This window comes from Microbacterium sp. NPDC090003, assembly GCF_044748385.1.
Classification (GTDB): domain Bacteria; phylum Actinomycetota; class Actinomycetes; order Actinomycetales; family Microbacteriaceae; genus Microbacterium.
Genome location: NZ_JBIVFW010000001.1, coordinates 1,935,882 through 1,957,135, shown reverse-complemented (window position 1 = coordinate 1,957,135; position 21,254 = coordinate 1,935,882). Strand labels below are relative to the sequence as shown.

Annotated in this window: 21 protein-coding genes; 7 read left to right on the top strand and 14 right to left on the bottom strand. The window is 68.7% G+C overall.

Annotated features, from left to right (window positions below; translation table 11 throughout):
* Positions 1 to 35 precede the first annotated feature (35 nt).
* Genes ACIPVN_RS09405 through ACIPVN_RS09395 form a run of 3 tightly spaced genes read right to left on the bottom strand, consistent with a single transcriptional unit; the run spans position 36 to position 2,013 of the window.
* Positions 36 to 722, bottom strand: coding sequence for a hypothetical protein (locus tag ACIPVN_RS09405; RefSeq protein ID WP_400442333.1), 687 nt, complete (start codon positions 720 to 722; stop codon positions 36 to 38).
* Positions 722 to 1,624 (bottom strand): ABC transporter ATP-binding protein, encoded by a 903-nt coding sequence (locus tag ACIPVN_RS09400; protein ID WP_400442331.1) that lies wholly within the window; start codon positions 1,622 to 1,624, stop codon positions 722 to 724. The genes ACIPVN_RS09405 and ACIPVN_RS09400 overlap by 1 nt, the downstream gene beginning before the upstream one ends.
* Positions 1,621 to 2,013, bottom strand: a complete 393-nt coding sequence (locus tag ACIPVN_RS09395) for a GntR family transcriptional regulator (protein WP_400442329.1) — start codon at positions 2,011 to 2,013, stop codon at positions 1,621 to 1,623. The genes ACIPVN_RS09400 and ACIPVN_RS09395 overlap by 4 nt, the downstream gene beginning before the upstream one ends.
* A 123-nt stretch (positions 2,014 to 2,136) precedes the next feature.
* Between ACIPVN_RS09395 and ACIPVN_RS09390 the strand changes: the two genes are divergently transcribed.
* Positions 2,137 to 3,411 carry a hypothetical protein gene (locus ACIPVN_RS09390; RefSeq protein WP_400442327.1) on the top strand — a complete coding sequence of 425 codons (1,275 nt, stop codon included), beginning with the start codon at positions 2,137 to 2,139 and terminating at the stop codon, positions 3,409 to 3,411.
* Positions 3,412 to 3,496: 85 nt separating this feature from the next.
* On the opposite strand, the gene ACIPVN_RS09385 is transcribed toward ACIPVN_RS09390, so the two are convergent.
* Complete coding sequence (locus ACIPVN_RS09385) at positions 3,497 to 3,817, bottom strand: hypothetical protein (protein ID WP_400442325.1); 321 nt, start codon at positions 3,815 to 3,817, stop codon at positions 3,497 to 3,499.
* Between the two features lie 88 nt (positions 3,818 to 3,905).
* On the opposite strand from ACIPVN_RS09385, the gene ACIPVN_RS09380 reads away from it, so the two are divergent.
* The 5 genes from ACIPVN_RS09380 (at position 3,906) to ACIPVN_RS09360 (ending at position 10,527) form a co-directional block, all read left to right on the top strand.
* Positions 3,906 to 5,165: a class I SAM-dependent methyltransferase gene (locus ACIPVN_RS09380; protein WP_400442323.1), complete on the top strand. Its 1,260-nt coding sequence runs from the start codon at positions 3,906 to 3,908 to the stop codon at positions 5,163 to 5,165.
* Positions 5,166 to 5,588: 423 nt separating this feature from the next.
* Positions 5,589 to 6,917, top strand: coding sequence for a glycine betaine/L-proline ABC transporter ATP-binding protein (locus ACIPVN_RS09375; RefSeq protein ID WP_400442321.1), 1,329 nt, complete (start codon positions 5,589 to 5,591; stop codon positions 6,915 to 6,917).
* Positions 6,917 to 7,909 carry an ABC transporter permease gene (locus ACIPVN_RS09370; RefSeq protein ID WP_400442319.1) on the top strand — a complete coding sequence of 331 codons (993 nt, stop codon included), beginning with the start codon at positions 6,917 to 6,919 and terminating at the stop codon, positions 7,907 to 7,909. The genes ACIPVN_RS09375 and ACIPVN_RS09370 overlap by 1 nt, the downstream gene beginning before the upstream one ends.
* A 70-nt stretch (positions 7,910 to 7,979) precedes the next feature.
* On the top strand, positions 7,980 to 8,897 hold the full coding sequence (locus ACIPVN_RS09365) for a glycine betaine ABC transporter substrate-binding protein (protein ID WP_400442317.1): 918 nt from the start codon (positions 7,980 to 7,982) through the stop codon (positions 8,895 to 8,897).
* 166 nt (positions 8,898 to 9,063) lie between these two features.
* Positions 9,064 to 10,527, top strand: coding sequence for a lipase maturation factor family protein (locus ACIPVN_RS09360; protein WP_400442315.1), 1,464 nt, complete (start codon positions 9,064 to 9,066; stop codon positions 10,525 to 10,527).
* Between the two features lie 87 nt (positions 10,528 to 10,614).
* On the opposite strand, the gene ACIPVN_RS09355 is transcribed toward ACIPVN_RS09360, so the two are convergent.
* The 8 genes from ACIPVN_RS09355 to ACIPVN_RS09320 form a co-directional block, all read right to left on the bottom strand.
* Positions 10,615 to 11,232 (bottom strand): hypothetical protein, encoded by a 618-nt coding sequence (locus ACIPVN_RS09355; RefSeq protein WP_400442314.1) that lies wholly within the window; start codon positions 11,230 to 11,232, stop codon positions 10,615 to 10,617.
* Positions 11,233 to 11,489: 257 nt separating this feature from the next.
* Positions 11,490 to 12,257 (bottom strand): ABC transporter permease, encoded by a 768-nt coding sequence (locus ACIPVN_RS09350; protein WP_400442312.1) that lies wholly within the window; start codon positions 12,255 to 12,257, stop codon positions 11,490 to 11,492.
* Entirely contained in the window at positions 12,254 to 13,024 is a 771-nt protein-coding gene (locus tag ACIPVN_RS09345; RefSeq protein WP_400442310.1) for an ABC transporter ATP-binding protein, read from the bottom strand. The genes ACIPVN_RS09350 and ACIPVN_RS09345 overlap by 4 nt, the downstream gene beginning before the upstream one ends.
* On the bottom strand, positions 13,021 to 13,392 hold the full coding sequence (locus tag ACIPVN_RS09340) for a DUF1048 domain-containing protein (RefSeq protein WP_400442309.1): 372 nt from the start codon (positions 13,390 to 13,392) through the stop codon (positions 13,021 to 13,023). Before ACIPVN_RS09340 ends, ACIPVN_RS09345 begins: the two co-directional genes overlap by 4 nt.
* A 1-nt stretch (position 13,393) precedes the next feature.
* Positions 13,394 to 13,729, bottom strand: coding sequence for a PadR family transcriptional regulator (locus ACIPVN_RS09335; RefSeq protein WP_400442308.1), 336 nt, complete (start codon positions 13,727 to 13,729; stop codon positions 13,394 to 13,396).
* 430 nt (positions 13,730 to 14,159) lie between these two features.
* On the bottom strand, positions 14,160 to 15,515 hold the full coding sequence (locus tag ACIPVN_RS09330; RefSeq protein WP_400442306.1) for an anaerobic C4-dicarboxylate transporter family protein: 1,356 nt from the start codon (positions 15,513 to 15,515) through the stop codon (positions 14,160 to 14,162).
* Positions 15,512 to 16,252, bottom strand: a complete 741-nt coding sequence (locus tag ACIPVN_RS09325; protein ID WP_400442304.1) for a Type 1 glutamine amidotransferase-like domain-containing protein — start codon at positions 16,250 to 16,252, stop codon at positions 15,512 to 15,514. Before ACIPVN_RS09325 ends, ACIPVN_RS09330 begins: the two co-directional genes overlap by 4 nt.
* A 231-nt stretch (positions 16,253 to 16,483) precedes the next feature.
* The gene (locus ACIPVN_RS09320; protein ID WP_400442302.1) at positions 16,484 to 18,637 is read right to left on the bottom strand and encodes an alpha-galactosidase; all 2,154 of its coding nucleotides are present in this window, start codon (positions 18,635 to 18,637) and stop codon (positions 16,484 to 16,486) included.
* 51 nt (positions 18,638 to 18,688) lie between these two features.
* On the opposite strand from ACIPVN_RS09320, the gene ACIPVN_RS09315 reads away from it, so the two are divergent.
* A complete protein-coding gene (locus ACIPVN_RS09315) occupies positions 18,689 to 19,219 on the top strand; it encodes a cytochrome C5 (RefSeq protein ID WP_400442300.1) in 531 nt (176 codons plus the stop codon).
* Between the two features lie 127 nt (positions 19,220 to 19,346).
* On the opposite strand, the gene ACIPVN_RS09310 is transcribed toward ACIPVN_RS09315, so the two are convergent.
* Both ACIPVN_RS09310 and corA read right to left on the bottom strand, forming a co-directional pair.
* A complete protein-coding gene (locus ACIPVN_RS09310; protein ID WP_400442298.1) occupies positions 19,347 to 20,075 on the bottom strand; it encodes an SGNH/GDSL hydrolase family protein in 729 nt (242 codons plus the stop codon).
* A 55-nt stretch (positions 20,076 to 20,130) separates the two neighbouring features.
* The gene (corA, locus tag ACIPVN_RS09305) at positions 20,131 to 21,132 is read right to left on the bottom strand and encodes a magnesium/cobalt transporter CorA (RefSeq protein ID WP_400442296.1); all 1,002 of its coding nucleotides are present in this window, start codon (positions 21,130 to 21,132) and stop codon (positions 20,131 to 20,133) included.
* Positions 21,133 to 21,254 lie beyond the last annotated feature (122 nt).

The window sequence follows — 21,254 nt, the reverse complement described above, 5'->3', positions numbered from 1 at the left end:
CTGAGCCTGTCGAAGCATCCCCCGCGTGTGAGTGGCTACGGCTTCGCGCGTCGGAAGGCGAGGAACGAGACCGCCGACAGCACCGCGACCCCGAGTAGACCCCAGAGCGCGAGACCGAGGGCGCCGGCCTCGAGGATCGCCACCCACACGCGCTCCCACAGCTCGAGTCGCGTGGTGAGGAAGACCAGGCCGATCAGCACGAGCGACAGCCCCACGCCCACGATCGTGAGCACCGTCGGTCCCCAGCTCTTGTAGATCGTCGCGCCGGTGAAGCCGAGCACGAAGAGGAGCAGTGCCAACGTGAAGTACACGATGAACGCGCCGAACGGTCCCGCGTGCCACAGCCACGGCAGGTAGAAGACGTAGCCGTTGATTCCGTACCCGTTCGTGAGGGTCTCGATCGCGCCGCCGAGCAGGAAGATCGCGCCGAGGAACGCGCTGCCGAGGATCGCGGTGAGGATCGTGCCCGTGAAGAACTCCCGGCGGGTCACGCTCATGGCTTGCGAGAACGGGAAGGTCATGGTCATCGCCGAGATCCCGATCGCGAAGAAATACCACAGCGGGGCCTGGCCGCCGCCGCCGTACTTCGGTTCGTCGCCGGGGATCATCGTGTAGATCAGCACAGAGATCACCACGGCGGATCCGAGGATGATCAGCGGCACCCAGACGAAGGTCTGTCGGTTGATGAGCTGCAGGCGGACGACGTTGAGCGTGCGTCGCATCAGAGTGCCCCTTCCTTCACGGCCGAGGGGTGCTCGGCCTTCTGGGTGAGTCGGACGATCAACTGCTGGAGAGAGACGGGCGCGAGGTCGAGCCCGAGTCCGGTGACCTCGGCTCGCTCGGCCGGCGAGAGGGCGCCGAGCACGGTGACGGATGCCACGCGTCCGAGAGCTTCGCGGTGGAGGACTTCCCGGTCGCCGACCCAGGAGTCGACCGCAGCGGCGTCGCCCACGACGGTCACGGCACGGTCGCGCACGGCATCCGTGTCGTCGTTCAGGAGGATGCGTCCCTGGTCGATCACGATGACCTTCTCGATGAGGTTCGAGACCTCGTCGATCAGGTGCGACGACAGGATGATGGTGCGGGGATGCTCGGCGTAGTCCTCGATGAGGCGGTCGTAGAAGATCTGCCGGGCGACGGCATCGAGACCGAGGTACGGCTCGTCGAAGAACGTCAGTTCGGCGCGTGCGGCGAGCCCGATGATGACTCCGACCGCCGAGAGCTGGCCGCGCGAGAGCTTCTTGATCGTCTGCTTCATCGGCAACTCGAACTCGGCGATGAGGTCGTCGGCGAGGGCCTGGTCCCAGTTCGGGAAGAACAGGCGGGCGGCCGTGAAGGCGTGCCGCGGGGAGGCGTCGTCCGGGTACTTCTGGCTTTCGCGCACGAAGCAGATGCGGCTCAGTACGCGGGAGTTCTCGTAGGGATGCTCGCCGAACACGCGCACCGAGCCCGAGGTCTCGAAGTTCTGGGCGGTGAGGAGCGACATGAGCGTCGTCTTGCCGGCACCGTTGCGGCCGAGGAGCCCGTAGATGTGCCCGCCCTCGAGCGAGAGCGACACGTCGTCGAGCGCCCGAGTGTCCTTATAACGCTTGGTGAGGTTCTGCACCTCGATGACGGTGGTCATGCGGGGGTCTTCCCTTCTCGTGCGGTGGGGGTGCGGGCCGCGCGCTCGGCGAGCAGCGCGGCGAGGTCGGCGGCGTCGAGTCCCAGCGTGCGGGCCTCGACGATCAGCGGATCGATGTACCTGTCCGCGAACGCGGCGCGGCGCTCGCCGAGGAGGCGTTCGCGGGCGCCTTCGGCGACGAACATGCCGATCCCGCGGCGCTTGTAGATGACGCCCTTGTCGGTGAGCATCGCGACTCCTTTCGCGGCGGTGGCGGGGTTGATGCGGTAGAACGCGGCGAGCTCGTTGGTCGAGGGCGCCTGGGCCTCCTCGGCCAGTGAGCCGTCGACGATCGAGTCCTCGATCTGTTCGGCGATCTGGAGGAAGAGGGGTTTGCCTTCTTCGATCACGCGTCCTCCGTGGGTTATGGGGTTACTTACATGACTAACTAACCCCATAACCACGAACGCTGTCAACCCCTCGGTCGCGTAGATTCGTAAGGACCCCCGACGAACCCACGCGAAGGACACCCCATGGCACGGCTTCAGGACGGATGGGGCGACGAGCCCCTCACCGCACGCGACAAGGGGCTCCCCGAGCGAGCGATCGGGCTGACCGTCGACGAGTTCCTCGCGACCGGTCCGCGGCTGTCGGAGTTCTGGACGCCGATCATCGCGCTCGACGACGCCGCGATGCGCCACAACCTCGCCGTCATGGCGGCGTGGACCGAGGCCCGGGGCCTGCAGCTCATGCCCCACGGCAAGACGACCATGGCCCCGGCGCTCTGGCAGCGCCAGCTCGACATCGGATGCCACGGCATCACCCTCGCGACCATGGGCCAGGTGCGCACCGCGCGCACCTTCGGGCTCGACAGCGTCATGCTCGCGAACGCCGTGGTCGACGCGCGCTCGCTGCAGTGGCTCGCCGGAGAGCTCGCCGATCCCGACTTCCGCTTCGTGAGCTGGGCCGACTCCCTCGAGACCGTCGACGCGATGGAGCGCACCCTGCGCGAGACCGACCTGCCGCGTCGGGTCGACGTCTGCGTCGAGCTGGGTGCCGAGGGCGGGCGCACGGGCGCCCGGAGCGTCGAGGCGGCGATCGAGATCGGGCGTCGGATCGCGGCATCCGATGTGCTCCGGCTCGCCGGCGTCGGCGGGTATGAAGGCGCCCTGGGCCACGACCGATCGGATGCCGCGCTCGCCGCCGTGCGCGCTTACCTCGTCGACCAGCTCGTCGTGCACGAGGCGCTCGGCGACCTGTACGACGAGGGCGACGTGTTCGTCACCGCCGGCGGCAGCGCCTACTTCGATCTGGTCGCCGAGGTCTACGCGCCCGCGATCGCCCGCGACTCCCGCACGCGCTTCACGCTGCGCTCGGGCGCGTACATCGTGCACGACGACGGGTTCTACCGCGGCATCTCCCCGCTCGACGAGACGTTCCCCGGCGCGGAGGCGGCCGGGGCGTTCCGCTCGGCGATGCGGGGATACGCGCGCGTGGTCTCGCACCCCGAGCCTGCGCTCGCCCTGCTCGACGGCGGCAAGCGCGACTTCCCCTTCGACGAGGGTCTGCCCGTGGTACACGGGGTCGCCCGCGACCTCGGTGAGCCGCTCGAAGCGCTCGCCGGGGCATCCGTCACGGCGATGAACGACCAGCACACCTTCCTGCGCGGGGCGGACGTCGCGATCGGCGACGTCGTCGCCCTCGGACTCTCGCACCCGTGCACCGCATTCGACAAGTGGCACTTCCTGCCGGTGGTCGAATCGGCGGACTCGGACCGCGTCGTGGAGCTCGTGCGCACGTTCTTCTGAGGCCCCGCGGGGGCCCTTCGATGAGCTCAGGGAGTCGTCGAGGACCCTGGGTCGCTGAGCCTGTCGACGTGTCGCAGGCCCCGACTCACTCGAGATCGCGGGGAGCCGTGAATGCGGCGACGGCCGAGATGATCGTCGTGGCCAGAAGTCCGAGCGAGAGCGCGACGATTGCCCAGGCCAGTCGGTAGCCGGCCATGGCGATCAAAGCGGAGGCCAGGGCGCCCACGAGCGTCAGAGCGAGTCCGATCGCGAACGACATCCGCGCGAATCGGGGCTGCGCGTTCGCTCCCAGCCACTCGTCACGGCGTCGCCCAGGGGTGCGGAGCCGCCAGAGCGTGACGAGCGGGAGAGCGAGGGCGAACACGACCGCGAGCGAGATGATGATCAACTCGTTCGACTCGGCCATGACCTCACCCTAGGGGCGTGCGCGCGGCGGGGCCCTTCGACGTGCTCAGGGACCCGGAGGAGAGGCCCGCCCCGCGTACAGTGAACGGGTGCCGGAGTTCCCCTATAGCCGCCTGCGTCGGTGGCCCGACGTCGAGGCCGCGAACCTGCAGGCGCACGACGCGACCGATCTGCTCCTCGTCGAGCGGGCGCTCGCCCTCGTCGCGGAGCGCGGAGTCGACGGCTCGGAGATCGCGGTCATCGGCGACGAGTACGGAGCGATCACGCTCGCCCTGACGGATGCCGGGCTGCGCGGCATCCGCGTGCACCAGGACCTGGCGACGGGGCGCCGAGCGCTCGACCGCAACGCCGCCGAGCTGGGGATCGACGGCTTCTTCGCGCACGAGCTCGATCACGAACTGCTCGACGGCGCGCGGATCGTGCTGCTGCAGCTGCCGAAGGCGCTCGCCGAGCTCGAGGAGATCGCGGATGCCGTCGCCCGCTGGGCGGCGCCCGACGCGGTGCTCGTCGCCGGCGGGCGCGTGAAGCACATGACCCTCGCGCAGAACGAGGTGCTCGGTCGCAGCTTCGGGGTCGTGCAGCCGCAGCGGGCCGAACGGAAGTCGCGGCTCATCGTCGCCTCAGAGGCGAAGGACGTGCCGGTCGCACCGCCTTTCCCGGTGAGCGCGACGCACGATGACGTGACGCTCGTCGCACACGGCGGAGCATTCGCCGGGTCGAAGCTCGACATCGGGACGCGGGTGCTGCTCGACGTGCTCGGGGTGGCGCGGGGTGGGGCCCTTCGACAGGCTCAGGGACCCAGTTCCGGTCCGGGACCCCGTTCCGGCCTGGGGTCCAGTTCCGGTCGGGGGCCCGGCTCCGGCCAGGGACCCAACCGCGGGGTTGCTGGGCCTGTCGAAGCGTCCCCCATGAGACCGACCGTCCTCGACCTCGGGTGCGGCACCGGCGCCCTCGCCGTCTCGTACGCTCTCGCCCACCCCGAGGCCCGTATCGTCGCCACCGATCGCTCGGCTGCAGCCGTCGCCTCCGCGCGCGCGACCGTCGTCGCGAACGGGGTCGACGACCGGGTCACGGTGACCCACGACGACGCGGCCTCCGCGGTGCCGGATGCTTCGATCGACGTGGTGCTGCTCAACCCTCCGTTCCACCTCGGCACGAGCGTCCACGCCGGTGCCGCGACACGCCTGTTCGAGGCATCCGCTCGTGTGCTCCGCCCCGGCGGCGAGCTCTTCACGGTGTTCAACTCATCCCTCGGCTACCGGGCCGAACTCACCCGGCTGATCGGGCCGACCGAGCAGGTGCACCGCACGCCGAAGTTCACGGTGACGCGCAGCATCCGTCGAACCTGAAATGGACCCCGCGAGGGGTCAGGACACGCCGCGATCGGATGCCGGTGCGCGGCGTGTCTTGACCCCTCAGCGGACTCGAGAATCGTTCGCGGCACGCCCGCCCAGGATTCGCTAGGTGCCCGAGCAATTCCCCGGTCAGCACGCCATTCTATGAGTATGCCGATAGACCGGATTTGCCCCTGACCGGCCATTTCGTTACGTTGGTCTGTGGGCCTGACGGCCCGAAGACCAGTCCGCGACCACGTCCTTCTTTCGATGAGCTGTGCTGCGAAGAGGCGTGGACGTACGGTCGTTGCTCTATCGCGGTGGATCCGAAATCCGCCGTCCGTGCCGCCACAGCAGACATGTCGAACGGCCTCGAGAGCATCACCCGGGCGTAACCGAAGCAGGCTCAGCCACCCGAAGGCGAGCCGCAGGGGAAACGTGTCCGAAACCGTTCTAGAAGCGCGCAATCTTTTCAAGGTGTTCGGGAAGAATCCGAACCAGGCCGTCCGTCGTCTGAAGGCGGGCGAGAGCCGAACCCAGGTCGCCGAGGCGGGAACCGCCGCCGTCATCGACGCGAGCTTCACCGTCAACCGCGGTGAGATCTTCGTCATCATGGGGCTCTCCGGCTCCGGCAAGTCCACCATCATCCGCATGCTCAACGGCCTGCACCCCGCCACCGACGGATCCGTCACGGTGAACGGCGACCCGATCACCGGCATCCCGGCCCAGCAGTTGCGCGAGATCCGCCGCGACCGCGTATCGATGGTCTTCCAGCACTTCGCCCTGCTGCCGCACCGCACGGTCGCTGCGAACGTCGCCTACCCGCTCGAACTCAAGGGCGTCGCGAAGGCCGAGCGCCTGGCCAAGGCCGACGAGATCCTGTCGCTCGTGGGTCTCGAGGGCCAGGGCGAGAAGATGCCGTCCGAACTCTCGGGCGGCATGCAGCAGCGCGTCGGCATCGCCCGCGCGCTCGCGGCCGACAGCGACATCCTGCTCATGGACGAGGCGTTCAGCGCGCTCGACCCGCTCATCCGCCGCGAGATGCAGGAGCAGCTGCTCGAACTGCAGCAGAAGCTGCACAAGACGATCGTGTTCATCACGCACGACCTCAACGAGGCGATGTTCCTGGGCGACCGGATCGCGGTCATGCGCGACGGCCGCATCGTGCAGATCGGCACGCCGGAAGACATCCTCACCGACCCCGCCAACGACTACGTCGAGCAGTTCGTGCAGGACGTCGACCGCGCACGCGTGCTCACCGCCGGCAACGTGATGGAGCGCCCGCGCCCCGTCGTCGCCGAGGGCGCAGGCCCGCGTACCGCGCTCCGCCAGATGCGCGACGCGTTCATGTCGGCGACCTACGTCGTCGGCCGCGACCGCAAACTCGTCGGGATCGTCACCGACCGGGATGCCGTGAAGCTGGTGCGCAAGGGCACCGCCAGCCTGCGCGACATCATCAAGCCGGTGCCGCAGAGCGTGAGCGAGGACGAGGTGCTGATGAACCTCTTCGTCCCCGCTGTCGAGTCGCCGCTCCCCCTCGCCGTGACGGATGCCGAGGGCCGCCTGGTCGGCGTCATCCCGCGGATCACCCTGCTCGCAGCGCTCGGCCCCGGGCCGAACGCCACCGGCGAGCTCACGCTGCCGCTGCAGCCCATGCCGCAGGCCGAGGTCGACGCGGTGCTCAACGACGGGTGGACGGCGGACCCTTCGACAGGCTCAGGGACCCAGGTCTACGGAGACGCCCCCACGAGTGAGGAGGTGCGCTGATGGACGGCTTCCGCATTCCTCTCGGCACGTGGGTCGCTGCCGGCGTCGACTGGATCAAGGACAACCTCGACGGTCTCCTCGGCGCGATCTCGTTCGTCGTGTCGTTCCTCGTCGACGGTCTGACGCGCACCCTGCTCAGCCCGCACTTCATCGTCATCATCGTGATCGCCGCGCTCATCGCGTGGCTGGTGCGCTCGTGGCAGCTCGCGATCGGCACGGTCGTGTCGTTCGGTCTGATCGTCGCCATGAACCTCTGGGTTCCGGCGATGCAGACGCTCGCGCTGGTGCTCGTCGCCGCCGTGATCGCCGTCGTCATCGCGATCCCGTTGGGCATCTGGTCGGCACGCAACGCCACCGTGCGCGCGATCCTCAAGCCGGTGCTCGACTTCATGCAGACGATGCCCGCCTTCGTCTACCTGATCCCCGCGATCGTGTTCTTCAGCATCGGTGTCGTGCCGGGCCTCGTCGCGACGGTCATCTTCGCGCTGCCCCCGGGCGTGCGACTGACCGAGCTCGGCATCCGCGGCGTCGACTCCGAGACGGTCGAGGCCGGACAGGCCTTCGGCGCCAAGCCGGGGCAGATCCTGCGCGGCATCCAGCTGCCGCTCGCGATGCCGACCATCCTCGCCGGTGTCAACCAGGTCATCATGCTCGCCCTGTCGATGGCGGTCATCGCCGGTATGGCGGGCGCCGACGGCCTCGGAAAGCTCGTCGTCGAAGCGATCTCGACCATCAACATCGCCAAGGGCGTCGAGGCGGGTCTGGGCGTCGTGCTCATCGCCGTGTTCCTCGACCGCGTGACGGCGGCGCTGGGCACGCTCGGTGAGAACCCGTCGTCGCTGATCGGCATGCTCGCACGGCGCAAGGCGACGCAGCGGGGTGTCGCGGCATCCGCTTCCGCGCCCACCGGCTCATCGGACGCGACGGATGCCGCCGACGAGGCCGAGCGCCACGTCGCCTCGCCCCACCGCGCCCCGATCACCACCGCCTGACCTCCCTTCCGCAGCACCACCGCAGTACCCGCAACACAGCACACATCCATACGTGACGAGAGAGATACACATGAAGAAGAAGCTCCTGACCATCGCGGCGATCGGCGCCGCAGCATCCCTGACCCTCGCCGGTTGCAGCGGCGACGGCATGGGAGGCACCGGAGGCGGCTCCGACAGCGGCGACGCCGGTTCGGGCGACAAGGGAACGATCACGCTCGGATTCCTGCCCTCGTGGACCGACGGTCTCAGCACCGCGTACCTGCTGCAGGACCAGCTCGAGAAGATCGGCTACAACGTCGAGATGAAGACGCTCACCGAGGCGGGCCCGCTCTACACCGGCCTCGCGCAGGGTGACGTCGACATCTACCCGTCGGCCTGGCCCGAGCTCACCCACAAGTCCTACATGGACGAGTACGGCGACAAGATCGAAGACCTCGGCGCCTACTACGACAACGCCAAGCTCACGATCGCGGTTCCGGAGTACTCCGAGCTGAACTCGATCGAGGATCTCGCGGGCAAGGGCGCAGAGCTCGACGGCAAGATCTACGGCATCGAGCCGGGTGCCGGCCTCACCGCGCAGACCCAGTCGATGCTGCCCGAGTACGGCCTCGACGGCGAGTACGAGCTCGTCACCTCGTCGACCGCCGCGATGCTCACCGAGCTGAAGTCGGCGACCGACAAGCAGGAGGACATCGTCGTGACGCTGTGGCGTCCGTTCTGGGCCAACGACGCCTTCCCCGTGAAGGACCTCGAAGACCCCCAGGGTGCCATGGGCGACCCCGAGGCGCTGCACTTCCTCGGCACGAAGGGCTTCGCCGAGGAGTTTCCGGAGGCCGCAGAGCTGATCGAGCAGATCAAGCTCGACGACGCCCAGTACGGTTCGCTCGAGGACCTCGTCGTGAACGAGTACGGCGAGGGCAAGGAAGCCGAGGCCGTCGACGCCTGGCTCGAGGAGCACGGCTCGGACTTCGACTGGGTCGTCAGCTGATCTGACGCTTTCTCTTCGCCCCGCGAGGGGCGGACTTCTCGCCGATGGGCGGAGGATTCCTCTCGAATCCTCCGCCCATCGGTGTTCTCTCCGCCGGACGGGGTGTCAGCGGGACCCCGCGCAACCCCCTCCCGGGCCCACCGAGCCCCGGGCGTACCCTGGCGGGGTGGACGGGTTCGCGGCGGTCGACTACGGGTTCGCCCGCGAGGTCCTGCAGCGGGGCATCGCGGCGCTCTACCTCGTCGCCTTCGTCTCGACGCTGAACCAGTTCCGCCCACTTGCGGGCGCACGTGGACTGCTCCCCGCTCCGGCGCTGCTCGACTGGGTCGGCGAGAAGAAGGAACGGCGACGGATGCTGCATCCGACGCTGTTCCTGCACCTGCGCTACACCGATCGCCGCCTCGCCATCCTCTGTATCGCGGGCATCGTCGTCGCCGCGACGCTCGTCGTCGGCATCCCGCAGCTCGGTCCGCCGTGGGTGCCGATGCTGTGCTTCCTCGCGCTGTGGCTCGGGTACATGTCGGTCGTGAGCATCGGGCAGACCTTCTACTCCTTCGGATGGGAGATGCTGCTGCTCGAAGCGGGCTTCCTCGCCGCGTTCCTCGGGTCGAACGATCAGCCGCCGCCGACGGTCGTGATCGTGCTGTTCTGGTGGCTGGTGTTCCGGCTCGAGTTCGGTGCGGGCATGATCAAGATCCGCGGCGGACGCGAGTGGCGCGACCTCACCGCGCTGATGTACCACCACGAGACGCAACCGATGCCCGGTCCGCTCAGCCGGCAGGCGCACCTGCTGCCCGCGTGGTTCCATCGCGGGGAGGTCGTGGGCAACCACGTCGCGCAGCTCGTGGTGCCCTTCCTCCTGTTCGTCCCGCTTCTCTCCCTCGCGGTCGATGGTCCGGTGCCGCAGATCGTCGGCACGGTCGCCGCCCTGATCGTGGTCGCGACGCAGGCGTGGCTCGTCGCCACCGGGAACTTCGCGTGGCTGAACTGGGCGACCATCGTCATCGCGTTCTCGGCGATCGGGCTTCCGGGGGTCGGCAGCGCGACGGTCGACGCGGGGGCGTGGCCCGGCATCCCCCTGTACTGGTTCGTGATCACCGCGGTGGTGGGCGCGCTGTATGTCGTGCTGAGCTGGCCGGCTCTGCGCAATCTCTTCGCACGGCGACAGCTGATGAACGCGAGCTTCAACCGGTTCCAGCTCGCCAACGCGTACGGCGCCTTCGGCACGGTCACGAAGGAGCGCATCGAGATCGTCGTCGAGGGCACCGCAGATGCCGAGGGCGAGAGCGGCTGGATGGAGTACGAGTTCCGAGGCAAGCCGGGAGACGTGCGACGGATACCGCGGCAGTTCGCCCCGTACCACCTGCGGCTCGACTGGCTGATGTGGTTCCTGCCGCTCGGGCGCTCGCTCGATGACTGGTTCACGGTGTTCCTGCTCCGGCTGTTGGAGGCGGATGCCGCGACCCTCGCGTTGCTGCGCGTCGACCCGTTCGACGGGGAGCCGCCGCGGTGGGTGCGGGCGGTGACGTACCGGTACCGCTTCGCGCCCCGGGCCGAGAAGCGGACGGGCGGTGCGGTGTGGGTGCGCGAGCGGCAGCGGGTCGTGCTCGGTCCGATTGCGCTGCGGTGACGGGGCGCGTGTGCACAACTCCGGAGATTCGCGCCGGAACCGGGCCGAAACGATTGATCGGGCCGGAATTGGTGCGTTTCTGAGGAGTTATGCACGGCGCAGCAGGCGCGAGACGAGCGACCTGCGTGCGGTGGGGGCGGCGGCTGGGGAGGGCGAGGTGAGTCGGGTGCCGGCGTCGGGGCCGAGGAGCACGTGCCAGTCGCCGAAGCCGGGGCGGTCGAGCCAGTTATTTGAGACGTCGACCTGATCCATCGAGAGCCGCTCGACCGTGGGGCGCGACTTGTCGTCGATCGTGAGGAAGCCGGTGCCGTCGGGGTTCATGATCCCGTAGAGGATCTGGGTGCTGTCGGACCGCCGGTAGTAGCGATCGTCGTCGGGGTAGGTGTAGTCGAGGAGGGTGCCGAGAAAGAGCCGGCCCTGGACATGCTCGAAGTGGATGTCCAGGCGCACCGAGCCCTGGGCAGTGAGATGGTTCACGCGGAAGCCGCTCAATACGCCTCCGAAGCTCGTGATCACCCACGGAGGGATCAGTCGGGTTTCCTCGCGAAACCTGTTCACGTCGCCGTCGACGATGTCGAAAGCGACCGTGCAAGAGTCGTAGTCGGCCTTCGCCTCGGCCTCGGGGATCCAGGACTCGTCGGGTACTGGCTCTTGCAGGCTGTAGTTCCAACGCCCGAGGTAGGCGTAGTCCGGGGAAGCAGTCATGATGCGCGGAGTCTATCCGCCGGCATCCGCCGTCTGTCCTGCCGGATGTGCATAACTCCGGAGATTCGGTCCGCAACCGGGCTGAATCTGCCGAAACGGCCGGATTCGGCGCGTTTCTGAGGAGTTATGCCCCGGTCTCCGCGGCGACGCGTACCCAACTCAGGAAGACCGCACGCGAAACCGCCCCGGAGGGGTGTTCCGGGGCGGTTTCGGTCGAATGTTCCTGAGTTGGGTACGGGGCCGGGGCCGAGACCCGCTCACCGCACCTTGCGGCGGTAGGCGAGCATCGCGAAGACGTAGGCGACCACGAGGATGCCGACGCACCAGGCGAGGGCGACCCAGATCTCCGACCCCACGGGCTCGCCGGCGAAGAGCGCCTGGATCGTGTTGACGATCGACGTGACCGGCTGGTTCTCGGCGAACCAGCGCACGGGACCCGGCATCGTGTCGGTCGGAACGAACGCCGAGCTGATGAACGGCAGGAAGATCAGCGGGTACGAGAACGCGCTCGCCCCGTCGACCGTCTTGGCGCTGAGTCCGGCGATGATCGCCAGCCACGTGAGCGCGAGGGTGAACAGCAGCAGGATGCCGATGACGGCGAACCACGCCCCCACGCTCGCCCCGGTGCGGAAGCCCATCACGAATCCGACGCCGAAGATGATCGCCAGAGTGATGCCGTTCGCGACGAGAGAGGTGATCACGTGCGCCCACAGCACGCTCGATCGGGCGATCGGCATGGAGTGGAAGCGCTCGAAGATGCCGCTCTGCAGGTCGGTGAAGAGGCGGAACGCCGTGTAGGCGATGCCCGACGCGATCGCGATGAGCAGGATGCCGGGGAGCAGATAGTTCACATAGTTCTCCTGCCCGGTGCTCTGACGCAGAGCGCCACCGAAGACGTACACGAACAGGAGCATCAGGGCGATCGGGGTGACCGCCGTAGTGATGATGGTGTCGGCGCTGCGGAAGATGTGCCGCATCGACCGGCCGGTGAGGGTCGCCGTGTCGGCGACGATGTGCGTGCTCATGCTGCGTCCTCCTTCGGGGCGCTCGGTCCGACCAGCGAGAGGAAGATCTCCTCGAGCGTCGGCTGCTTCTCGACGTACTCGACCTTCGCCGGAGGCAGCAGTGCCTTCAGCTCGGCGAGCGTGCCGTTCGCGATGATGCGCCCCTCGTGCAGGATCGCGATGCGGTCGGCGAGATGCTCGGCCTCGTCGAGGTACTGGGTGGTGAGCAGCACGGTGGTGCCGGTGTGGGCGAGGTCCTTCACGACCTGCCACACCTCGAGACGGGCCTCGGGGTCGAGGCCCGTGGTGGGCTCGTCGAGGTAGATGACCGCGGGGTCGCCGATGAGGCTCATCGCGATGTCGAGGCGGCGGCGCATGCCGCCGGAGTAGGTGCCGACCTTTCGGCCCCCGGCATCCGTCAACCGGAACCGGGCGAGCAGATCGTCGGCGATCCGTGCTGCGCCGGACAGATGCCGCAACTTCGCGACGAGCACGAGGTTCTCGCGCCCCGTGAGGAACTCGTCGACGGCGGCGAACTGGCCGGTCAGACTGATCGTCTCGCGCACCTTCAGCGGCTCGCTCGCGACATCGTGTCCGCGCACGGTCGCCGTGCCGGCATCCGCCGTCAGCAGCGTCGAGAGGATCCGCACCATGGTGGTCTTGCCTGCGCCGTTCGAGCCGAGCAGGGCGAAGATGCTGCCCGCCTCGACCTCGAAGTCGACGCCGCGCAGAACGTGGAGGTCCCTGTAGGACTTCTCGATCCCGGTGACGGTGATGGCTGCGGTCATGACTCCTTCTCCTGGTCCTTCGCTTCATCGACGGCCTTGACCAGGCGTGCCCGCTCCTTGTCGATCCACTGCACACCGCCGTACGACTCGGCGTAGCTCTCGGCGAACTCGACGGGGTCGTCACCGACGATCGCGGCGACCGGGGTGCCGTCGATCGCGGCCCGCTCCCACAGGTCGGCGAGGCCCAGGAAGATCTGCACCAGGGTGTCGCCGTCGGTGATGCCGCCGTAGTACATCGAGTAGCGGTGCTGGGCGTTCGCCACCGAGCGGTAGGGCTCGGGGAGGGCGTCGATCCGCTTCTTGGCGTCGCGGTACTGCTTCTTCTGCTCGAGCGATCCGGTGAGCGCTTCGATCCACTTCGCGGCCATGTCAGTTCTCCTCATTCGTGTCGTTCAGTTCTTCGATCCGTCGGGCGAGCAGGTTCCAGGTCTTCCAGAACTCCGCCAGCTCGTGGGTGCCCTGCGCGTTGAGCGTGTAGACCTTGCGGGGCGGCCCCTTCTCGCTCGGCACCTTCTCGACGTCGACGAGCCCGCGCTGCTCGATCCGCACCAGCAGGGCGTAGACGGTGCCCTCGGCGGTGTCGGTGAAGCCGTGCTCGCGCAGGCGTGCGGTGATGTCGTATCCGTAGGCCGGCTGCTCGGCGAGGAGCGCCAGCACGATGCCCTCCAGGGTGCCCTTGAGCATCTCGGTCATCTGCTTGCCCATCGGGTTCGCCTCCTTCTCGTCCTTCGGTACTCAGTGATGCTGGGTACCGGTACAAAGTAACACTAGGTACCGGTACTTAGCAACACCGAATACCGGGAGCGAGATCAGACGGCGACCGCGGTACCCGTCGATGCGACGTGCGGCTACGCGGAGGAGGGGGGTTCACAACTCCGGAGAAAAGGGCGCCGAGGGCCCAGAACCCGAGGTCTCGCGCCGTTCGGCGGCCGTTCCTCCGGAGTGACGAACGCGACGTCCGGCACTAACTCAAGACGGATCCCGCAATGAGGACCGAATCTGGCCGATTCGGTCGGCTCGGGCGCAGTCGGTCCTGAGTTGGCGTGCGGCCGCACGACCACGCTCGGGCTGAGCCGCCAGGGCCTCCGCCAGGGCACGCCGTGCCGGCGGTCCGCCCTGCGCGTGCGCGGTCAGCTCACGCGAACAGGAACGACAGCGTCACACCGACGACGATCGCGACCCCGACGTACACGAGGTTCGGCAGTTGGAACGAGTGGTCGAACACGAACTTGCCCATCTTCGTCGTGCCGGTCTGGTCGAAGGCGACGGTCGCGACCTGGCTGCCGTTGGCGGGCAGCGTGTAGATTCCCATGGTCGACGGCCAGAGCCCGACCAGCAGAGGTGCGGGGAGTCCGATAGTGATGCCGATCGGGACGATCGCATTGGTCGCGCTCGATTGGCTGGTCGTGAGCATGGCGACTGCGAACAGCGCGAGCGCGAACAGCAGCGCCCCGAGGAACGCCGACGATCCCGAGACCACCGAGCCGAGGCCGTCGACGATGAGGGTCTGGTTCGCGGCGACGAAGGTGTTGGCGAGCCAGGCGATACCGAAGAGGGCGATCGCACCGACGAGACCGGCGGGGAACGTCGGCTGCTTCGGCACGTCGGATGCCGTGACCTTGCAGAACACGAAGATCAGGGCCGCGATCACACCCATCACGACCTCGATGATGACGGTGACGCTGAGCCGCACCGGGTCGCCGGCGTCGTCGGTGCCGATCACCGGGCGCAGCCCCTCGAAGAGTCCGAAGAACACGATCACGCCGACCCCGAGGAGGAACAGCGCGGCCGAGAGCACCGCTGTCGGTGGGAGTTTCTCCTCGTGGGCATCCACCGTCGGCGGCTTGATCTGCTTCTCGGCGAGACGGCGCTGGAACTCGGGATCGTCGTCCAGGTCCTTGCCGTGGCGCAGCATGACGAGCGCGGCGACGAACAGGCCGGCGATGGAGGCCGGCCACATGATGAGCAGCAGTCCACCGAGGTCGACGCCCTGCGGTGCGAGCAGCACGACCATCGACGCGGTCGCGGCCGAGACGGGAGAGCAGAGGATGCCGACCTGCGAGGCCACCGCCGAGACCGACAGCGCCCGTTCGGGGCGGATCTTCTGCTGATACGACACGTCGTAGATGACGGGGAGCAGCGGGTAGAAGATGTTGCCGGTGCCCGCGCCGACCGTGAACAGGAACGACATGGCAGGGGCGAGGAACACCACCGACTTCGGCTTGCGCCGGATCACCTTCGCTGCGATCGACACCATCCAGTCGATGCCTCCGGCTGCCTGCATGGTGGATGCCGCGGTGATGACCGTGATGACGATGAAGACGGCATCCACCGGGGCATTGCCGGGCGCTTCGCCGAAGACGAAGATCAGCACGGCGACGCCGACGAGTCCCCAGACGCCCAGGCCGATCCCGCTCGTGCGGGTGCCCATGTAGATCGCGAGGATGACGACGATCAGCTGCGCGACGAGGATCCACACGCTGTCGTTCACGACGACGGCCCGCGCGTGAGGGGGCCGGACCCCGTGAGGATCTCGGTCGCGAGCTCGGTCTCGACGATGCGTCCGTCGACGGCCTCGACCCGCAGGGCGAGGGGGTTCTCGACCGGGCTGATCGCGGTGACGAAGTCGGCGTTCTCGAAGTGCAGCGACTGCAGGTTGCCGACCGCGTAGCCCGTCGCGAGTTCGCCGCTCAGCAGCGATTCGTGGAAGAGCGGGCGCCGCTGGTCCTCGGCGTCGTAGTGCGGACAGAAGCTGCCGTGTAAGAACCCGAGTCCTTCGGGGAGCGCCTGGAGCGTCGGGCCGTAGCTGTCGGTGGTTCCGCCCTCGAACCAGCAGATGCCGCCGGCGCTGCCGCCCGTGAACACGACGTTCGAGCCGGGGTCCTCCCACATCTCGCGCAGGATCTCGTCGAGACCCTGCCGCTTCCACACGTCGAGCATGTTGGCGGTGTTGCCGCCGCCGACGTGGATCACGTCGAAGCCCTTCACGAAGCCGGCGAGATCGTCGACCGCTCGGTGGAACAGCGGAAGGTGGTGCGGCGCGCAGCGATCGGAGTCGTAGGTCGAGTAGAAGCTCAGGATGTAGGCGGCGTCGTCTCCGGTCGCCGTGCCCACGAAGAGAACCCTCGGTCTCTTCTTGCGCGTGAGGCCGAGGATGTAGTCGTGCGTCGGATCATTCCGGCGCTCCATCATCGCCTTGCCCGCTCCGGTCGCCACCACATGAGACATGAGCCACCCCGCTCTCGACTGCAGATGCGGCCAAGCTATCGGTGCGGCGGGGGGAGCGCCAGCCCCTCTTCGCACCGGGTGGGTGTGTGCCGAGGCACGTCGGCACAACTTCGGAGATCGGAGGAGGCACGCCGCAGTGACGGCATCCGTCGCGGGGTGTCGTGGTGCGATCTCCGAAGTTGTGCCGGGCCGGGGCGTGACGGGTCGGATGGCGCAGGCGGATGCCGCGGACTACACGCGCGTGAGGTGCAGGAGCAGGGCGTTGCCGGGGTTCAGCACCGGCAGGGGGAGGCCCTGCGCGAGCACCGCGCCCGTGACGATGAGGTCGCCGGCGGCCGCCCAGGCCGGGTCGGCGACCTGATGGCGGTGGGCGCCGCCGATCTCGTCGCGCACCCGCACGCGGTAGGTCGCCGCGGGGTCGAGGCCCGGGATCGGCACGCGCGGCGACTGCGCGGTGGCGCTGGTCTCGGTGCGCACCCACGCGAACACGGCTTCGCTGCGGTCATGGCTCACCGCGCCGTGCAGCAGGGTGCCCGGGTCGACGTCGTCGCCGCGCACCGTGACGCCCGAGTGCAACAGTCCGCGCAGCTCGCGATACAGAGCGGTCCAGGCGGCGATCGCCGAACGGTCGTCGTCGGATGCCGTCGTCAGGTCCCACTCGAGGCCGGCGTGGCCGAACAGCGCGGTCGCGGCGCGGAACGCGAATGACGCGTGCCGCCCGGTCGTGTGCGAGACGGTCGGGCCGACGTGCGCGCCGATGAGTTCGGGCGGCAGAAGCGTCTGCGTGCCGCGCTGGATGCTCTGGCGCTCGATCGGATCGTTGCAGTCCGACGCCCAGACGCGGTCGGTGCGGGCGAGGGTGCCGAGGTCGGTGCGGCCTCCGCCAGAGGCGCACGATTCGATCTCGAGGCGCGGATGCCGACGGCGGATCTCGTCGAGCACCCGGTACACGCCGAGCGTGTGGGCGTGCACCCGGCGGCGGCCGCGGGCGTCGAGCGAGGCGTGCAGGTCGCGGTTGTGGTCCCACTTGACGAAGTCGACGCGGGCGCGGGTGATCACGTCGTCGAGCCGCTCGATGATGTGGTCGACGACGTCGTCGCGCGAGAAGTCGAGCACGAACTGATGACGCGAGGCGAGCAGCGGGTTCTCGCCGAGCAACCAGTCCGGATGCTGTCGCGCCAGGTCGGAGTCGGGGTTCACCATCTCGGGCTCGAACCACAGGCCGAACTCGAGGCCGAGATCGTGCACGCGCGCCGACAGCGGTGCGAGCCCGTCGGGCCACACGTCGTCGTCGATGAACCAGTCGCCGAGGCCCGCGTGGTCGTCGCGTCGTCCGCGGAACCAGCCGTCGTCGAGCACGAAGCGCTCCACGCCCAGCTCGGCGGCGGTCGTCGCGAGCGCGGTGAGGGTGTCGAGGTCGTGGTCGAAGTACACCGCCTCCCACGTGTTGAGCAGGAGCGGCCGCGGAGTCGTCGGGTGGCTCGGGCGCGACCGGATCGACGCGTGGAAGCGGGCGGTCACGCCGTCGATCCCCTCGTCGCTCCAGGCCGAGAGCAGCTCGGGCGAGCCGTACGTCTCGCCGGGCTGCAGACGCACCTCGCCCGCATCGACGAGCTCGCCGCCTCCGAGCACCGAGCGGTGGGCGCCGGCACCCTCGGGCAGCCGCTCGACCAGCATCTCCTGGTTGCCGCCCCACGCGAGGTGCGCGGCCCAGACCTCCCCCGAACGGAAGCGGAAGCCCTCGGTGCCGGTGAGGGTCAGGAACGAGGAGTCGTGGCCGGGTCGTCCTCGGCGCGACGACCGCAGCCACGTGCCGTCGTGGATCGCGGCGCGCTGCGACACCTTCTCGTTCGTCCAGCGGCCCGTGAAGTCGACGACCTCGGCGGCGCGGGCGGGCAGCGGCAGCAGCGAGCGCACGGCGGCGACGTCGACCGGATGCTCGGCGCCGATGTTCTCGAGGATCACCGAGGAGTGCAGCACGCCGGCCTCGTCGATCGAGAATGTGAACGTCGCCTCGACGGTGGCGCGGGCGTCCACCAGCACGAAGCTCGCGCTCGCGGCATCCGTCTGCACCGTCCGCGTCAGCGTGAACCCGTCGATCACGGCATCCGCCGCTGTCGCCTCGATCGCCGGGGTGCCCGACCATCCGTGCGCGCGGCCGGGCGCGATCGAGAACGAGCGGGCGATGTCGAGCGAGCTGTTCATCACGGCCGGGGTGGCGGTCGCGAGGAGGCCGGGCATGTCGGCATCCGTCAGCGGTGCACCCCAGTGCGCGATGGTCGGGGCGCCGAACAGGTCGGTCGTGACGACGAGGCTCACGCCTCCGTTGCGCAGGTGCGTGGCTTCCGGAACGACGCTGTCCGGAACGGGGTTACTTGACGACATGAATTAATCATAGCCAGACCGCAGCGAGGAGTTGTCGGCGAGGATGGGAACATGACCACTGCACTCGACGAACTCCTGGCCGCCGTCATCGAGAGTGGCCACCTCGACGAACCGGTCGCCGAGGACGGCATCGTGCACGGCCGCGCCCACCTCGAAGCCGCCGGCACCGACGTGACCGTCAACATCGACCCCGAGATCGAAGACGGCGATGCGGATGCCGAGGCCGACGTCGAGGAGCTGATCGCGGGCGTCGCCCGCATCCTCACGATCACCGAGAAGCGCTGGCGCGCGATCGTCGACGAGGCCGCGACCGACATCGAGGAGGCGGTCGGCGAGTCCGAGGTCAGTGAGCGCATCGATCTGCGCGACGACATGGAGGCCGCGTCGGTCGTGGTCTTCGAGGATGCCGTGCTGGTGTCGTTCGATGCGCCGCGGCAGTTCCCCGACTCGCGCATCCTCGTGCAGCTCGACGAAGACCTCGAGGTCGACGGCGTCGAGGTCGCCGAAGACGACGGGGTCGAGACGAAGTCCTTCGCCTCGGCCGACGCACTGCTCGACCACATCAGCCGCGACGACGCCTGAGCCCGGTCCGGGGGCGCTTCGACAGGCTCAGCGACCCAGTGACCGGGTCCCTGAGCTCGTCGAAGGGTCCCCCGTCGTGCCTGCTGGGTCCCTGAGCTTGTCGAAGGGTCCCGCCTCGCGCGACCGGTCAGCTGTAGATGCGCGCCGCGCCGACCTGAGCCTCGAGCAGGGGCAGAGTGCGCGACCGCTCGGGGCGCGGGCGGAGGCCGAGCACCGTCGCGAGCTCCAGCGCGAGGGCGGCGTGCCCGGCCGCGTTCGGGTGGAACGGATCGCCCATGAGCCCCCACGGGACGCCGCCCGCGCCGAGCTCGATGAGCCGGGTGTACTGATCCACGAGGATGACGTCTTCGCTCGCGGCGACCTGTCGCACGGCATCCGCGAACTCCGCGACCCGCGCACGCTCCGGAGCGTTGGCGACGTCGATCGGCGGCGGGGTCTGCAGTACCGCGATCGCGCCGAGCGCCCGCACGCGGGTGACGAACTCGCGCAGCGATGCGGCGTACTCCGCGGGCGTGATGACCGGCTGCGGCCCACCCGTCGACAGGTCGTTCGTGCCGATCATGAGGGTCACGACGTGGGGGCGCCAGGACGACACCCGGCGGTCGAAGTCTCCGAGGATGTCGACGATCCGGTGTCCGCTGATCGCCGAGTTCACGACGATGTCGCGCACCCGCTCGAGTTCGCCGCGGATCAGCTCGTGCAGGTGCTCGGCGTAGCTGCGGCCGCCCTGCGTGAAGACGAGGCCGTGGGTGATCGAGTCTCCGGTGATCACCCAGTTGAGCGGGTCGGCTCCCGCGAGCAGGTCGGCGAGACGGGCGAGATCGGATGCGGCGCTGGGGGTGGTGGTGTCGGACACGCCTCCGACCCTATCGCCGGGTCCCTCGTCCGGCCCGTAGCCAGTCCCGCCGCGCTCAGAGCCAGCGCTTGTACTTGAAGACCCCGAAGAGACCGACCGCGAACGCGGCCATCGCGCCGAGAGCGAGCGGGTAGCCGAACGCCCAGTGCAGCTCGGGCATGACGTCGAAGTTCATGCCGTAGACGGTGCCGACGAGGGTGGGGGCGAAGATGATCGCCGCCCACGAGGAGATCTTCTTGATCTCGTCGTTCTGCGCGATGCTCGTGTCGGTCTGACGGCGGGCGACGAGGGCGGAGTGCACGCGCAGGGCGTTCTCGAGGATCGCGCGGAACGAGTCGACCCGCTCGTTCACACGGATCGTGTGGTCGAGCACGTCGCGCAGCGACCGCTGCAGCTCCTCGTCGATGCGGTACTTGTCGGACCCACGGCGCAGCCACTCGAGCATGCCGGTCAGCGGGTGCACCGCTCGCTGGAAGTTGATCACCTCGCGCGAGAGCTCGTAGATGCGCCGGGAGAGCGCGTCGTCGTCGCTGTCGCCGAAGAGCTGGTCCTCGATCTCGTCGATGTCGTTCTCGAGCCCGGCGACGATCGGCTCGTACTCGTCGACGACCTCGTCGAGGATCGCGTAGAGCACCGCCTCGGGCCCCATCGCGAGCAGCTCTGGGTTCGCCTCCATCCGCCGCCGCACCGCCGCGAGGTTGGGCGACTCGGCGTGCCGGATCGTCACGACGAAGTCGGGTCCGACGAACAGGTGCAGCTCGCCGAACTCCACCGACTCCTGCTCGTCGCGGTAGCGCGCCGGCCGCAGCACGGCGAAGAGCGTGTCGCCGTAGCGCTCGACCTTGGAGCGCTGGTGGCCCGAGAGCGCGTCTTCGACGGCGAGCGGATGCAGGTCGAACTCGCGCGCGACCGAGGCGACCTCTTCCGGGCTCGGTCGGTAGAGGCCGATCCACGCGATGCCGCCGACGGAGTCGAGGATGCGGTAGGTCTCGTCGAGGTTCTGGGGGGTCTCCACGCGACGTCCGTGGACGTACACGCCGTTGTCGATCAGGGCCATGGGAGTGCTTCTTCTCTCGCAGGCGCACACCGACCGGGGCCGGGTGCGCGGGTTCGTCAGGATGCGGAGGACGCCACCCTGGACTGCGGAGACCGACGTGCGGACGCGGAGCGGATGCTCAA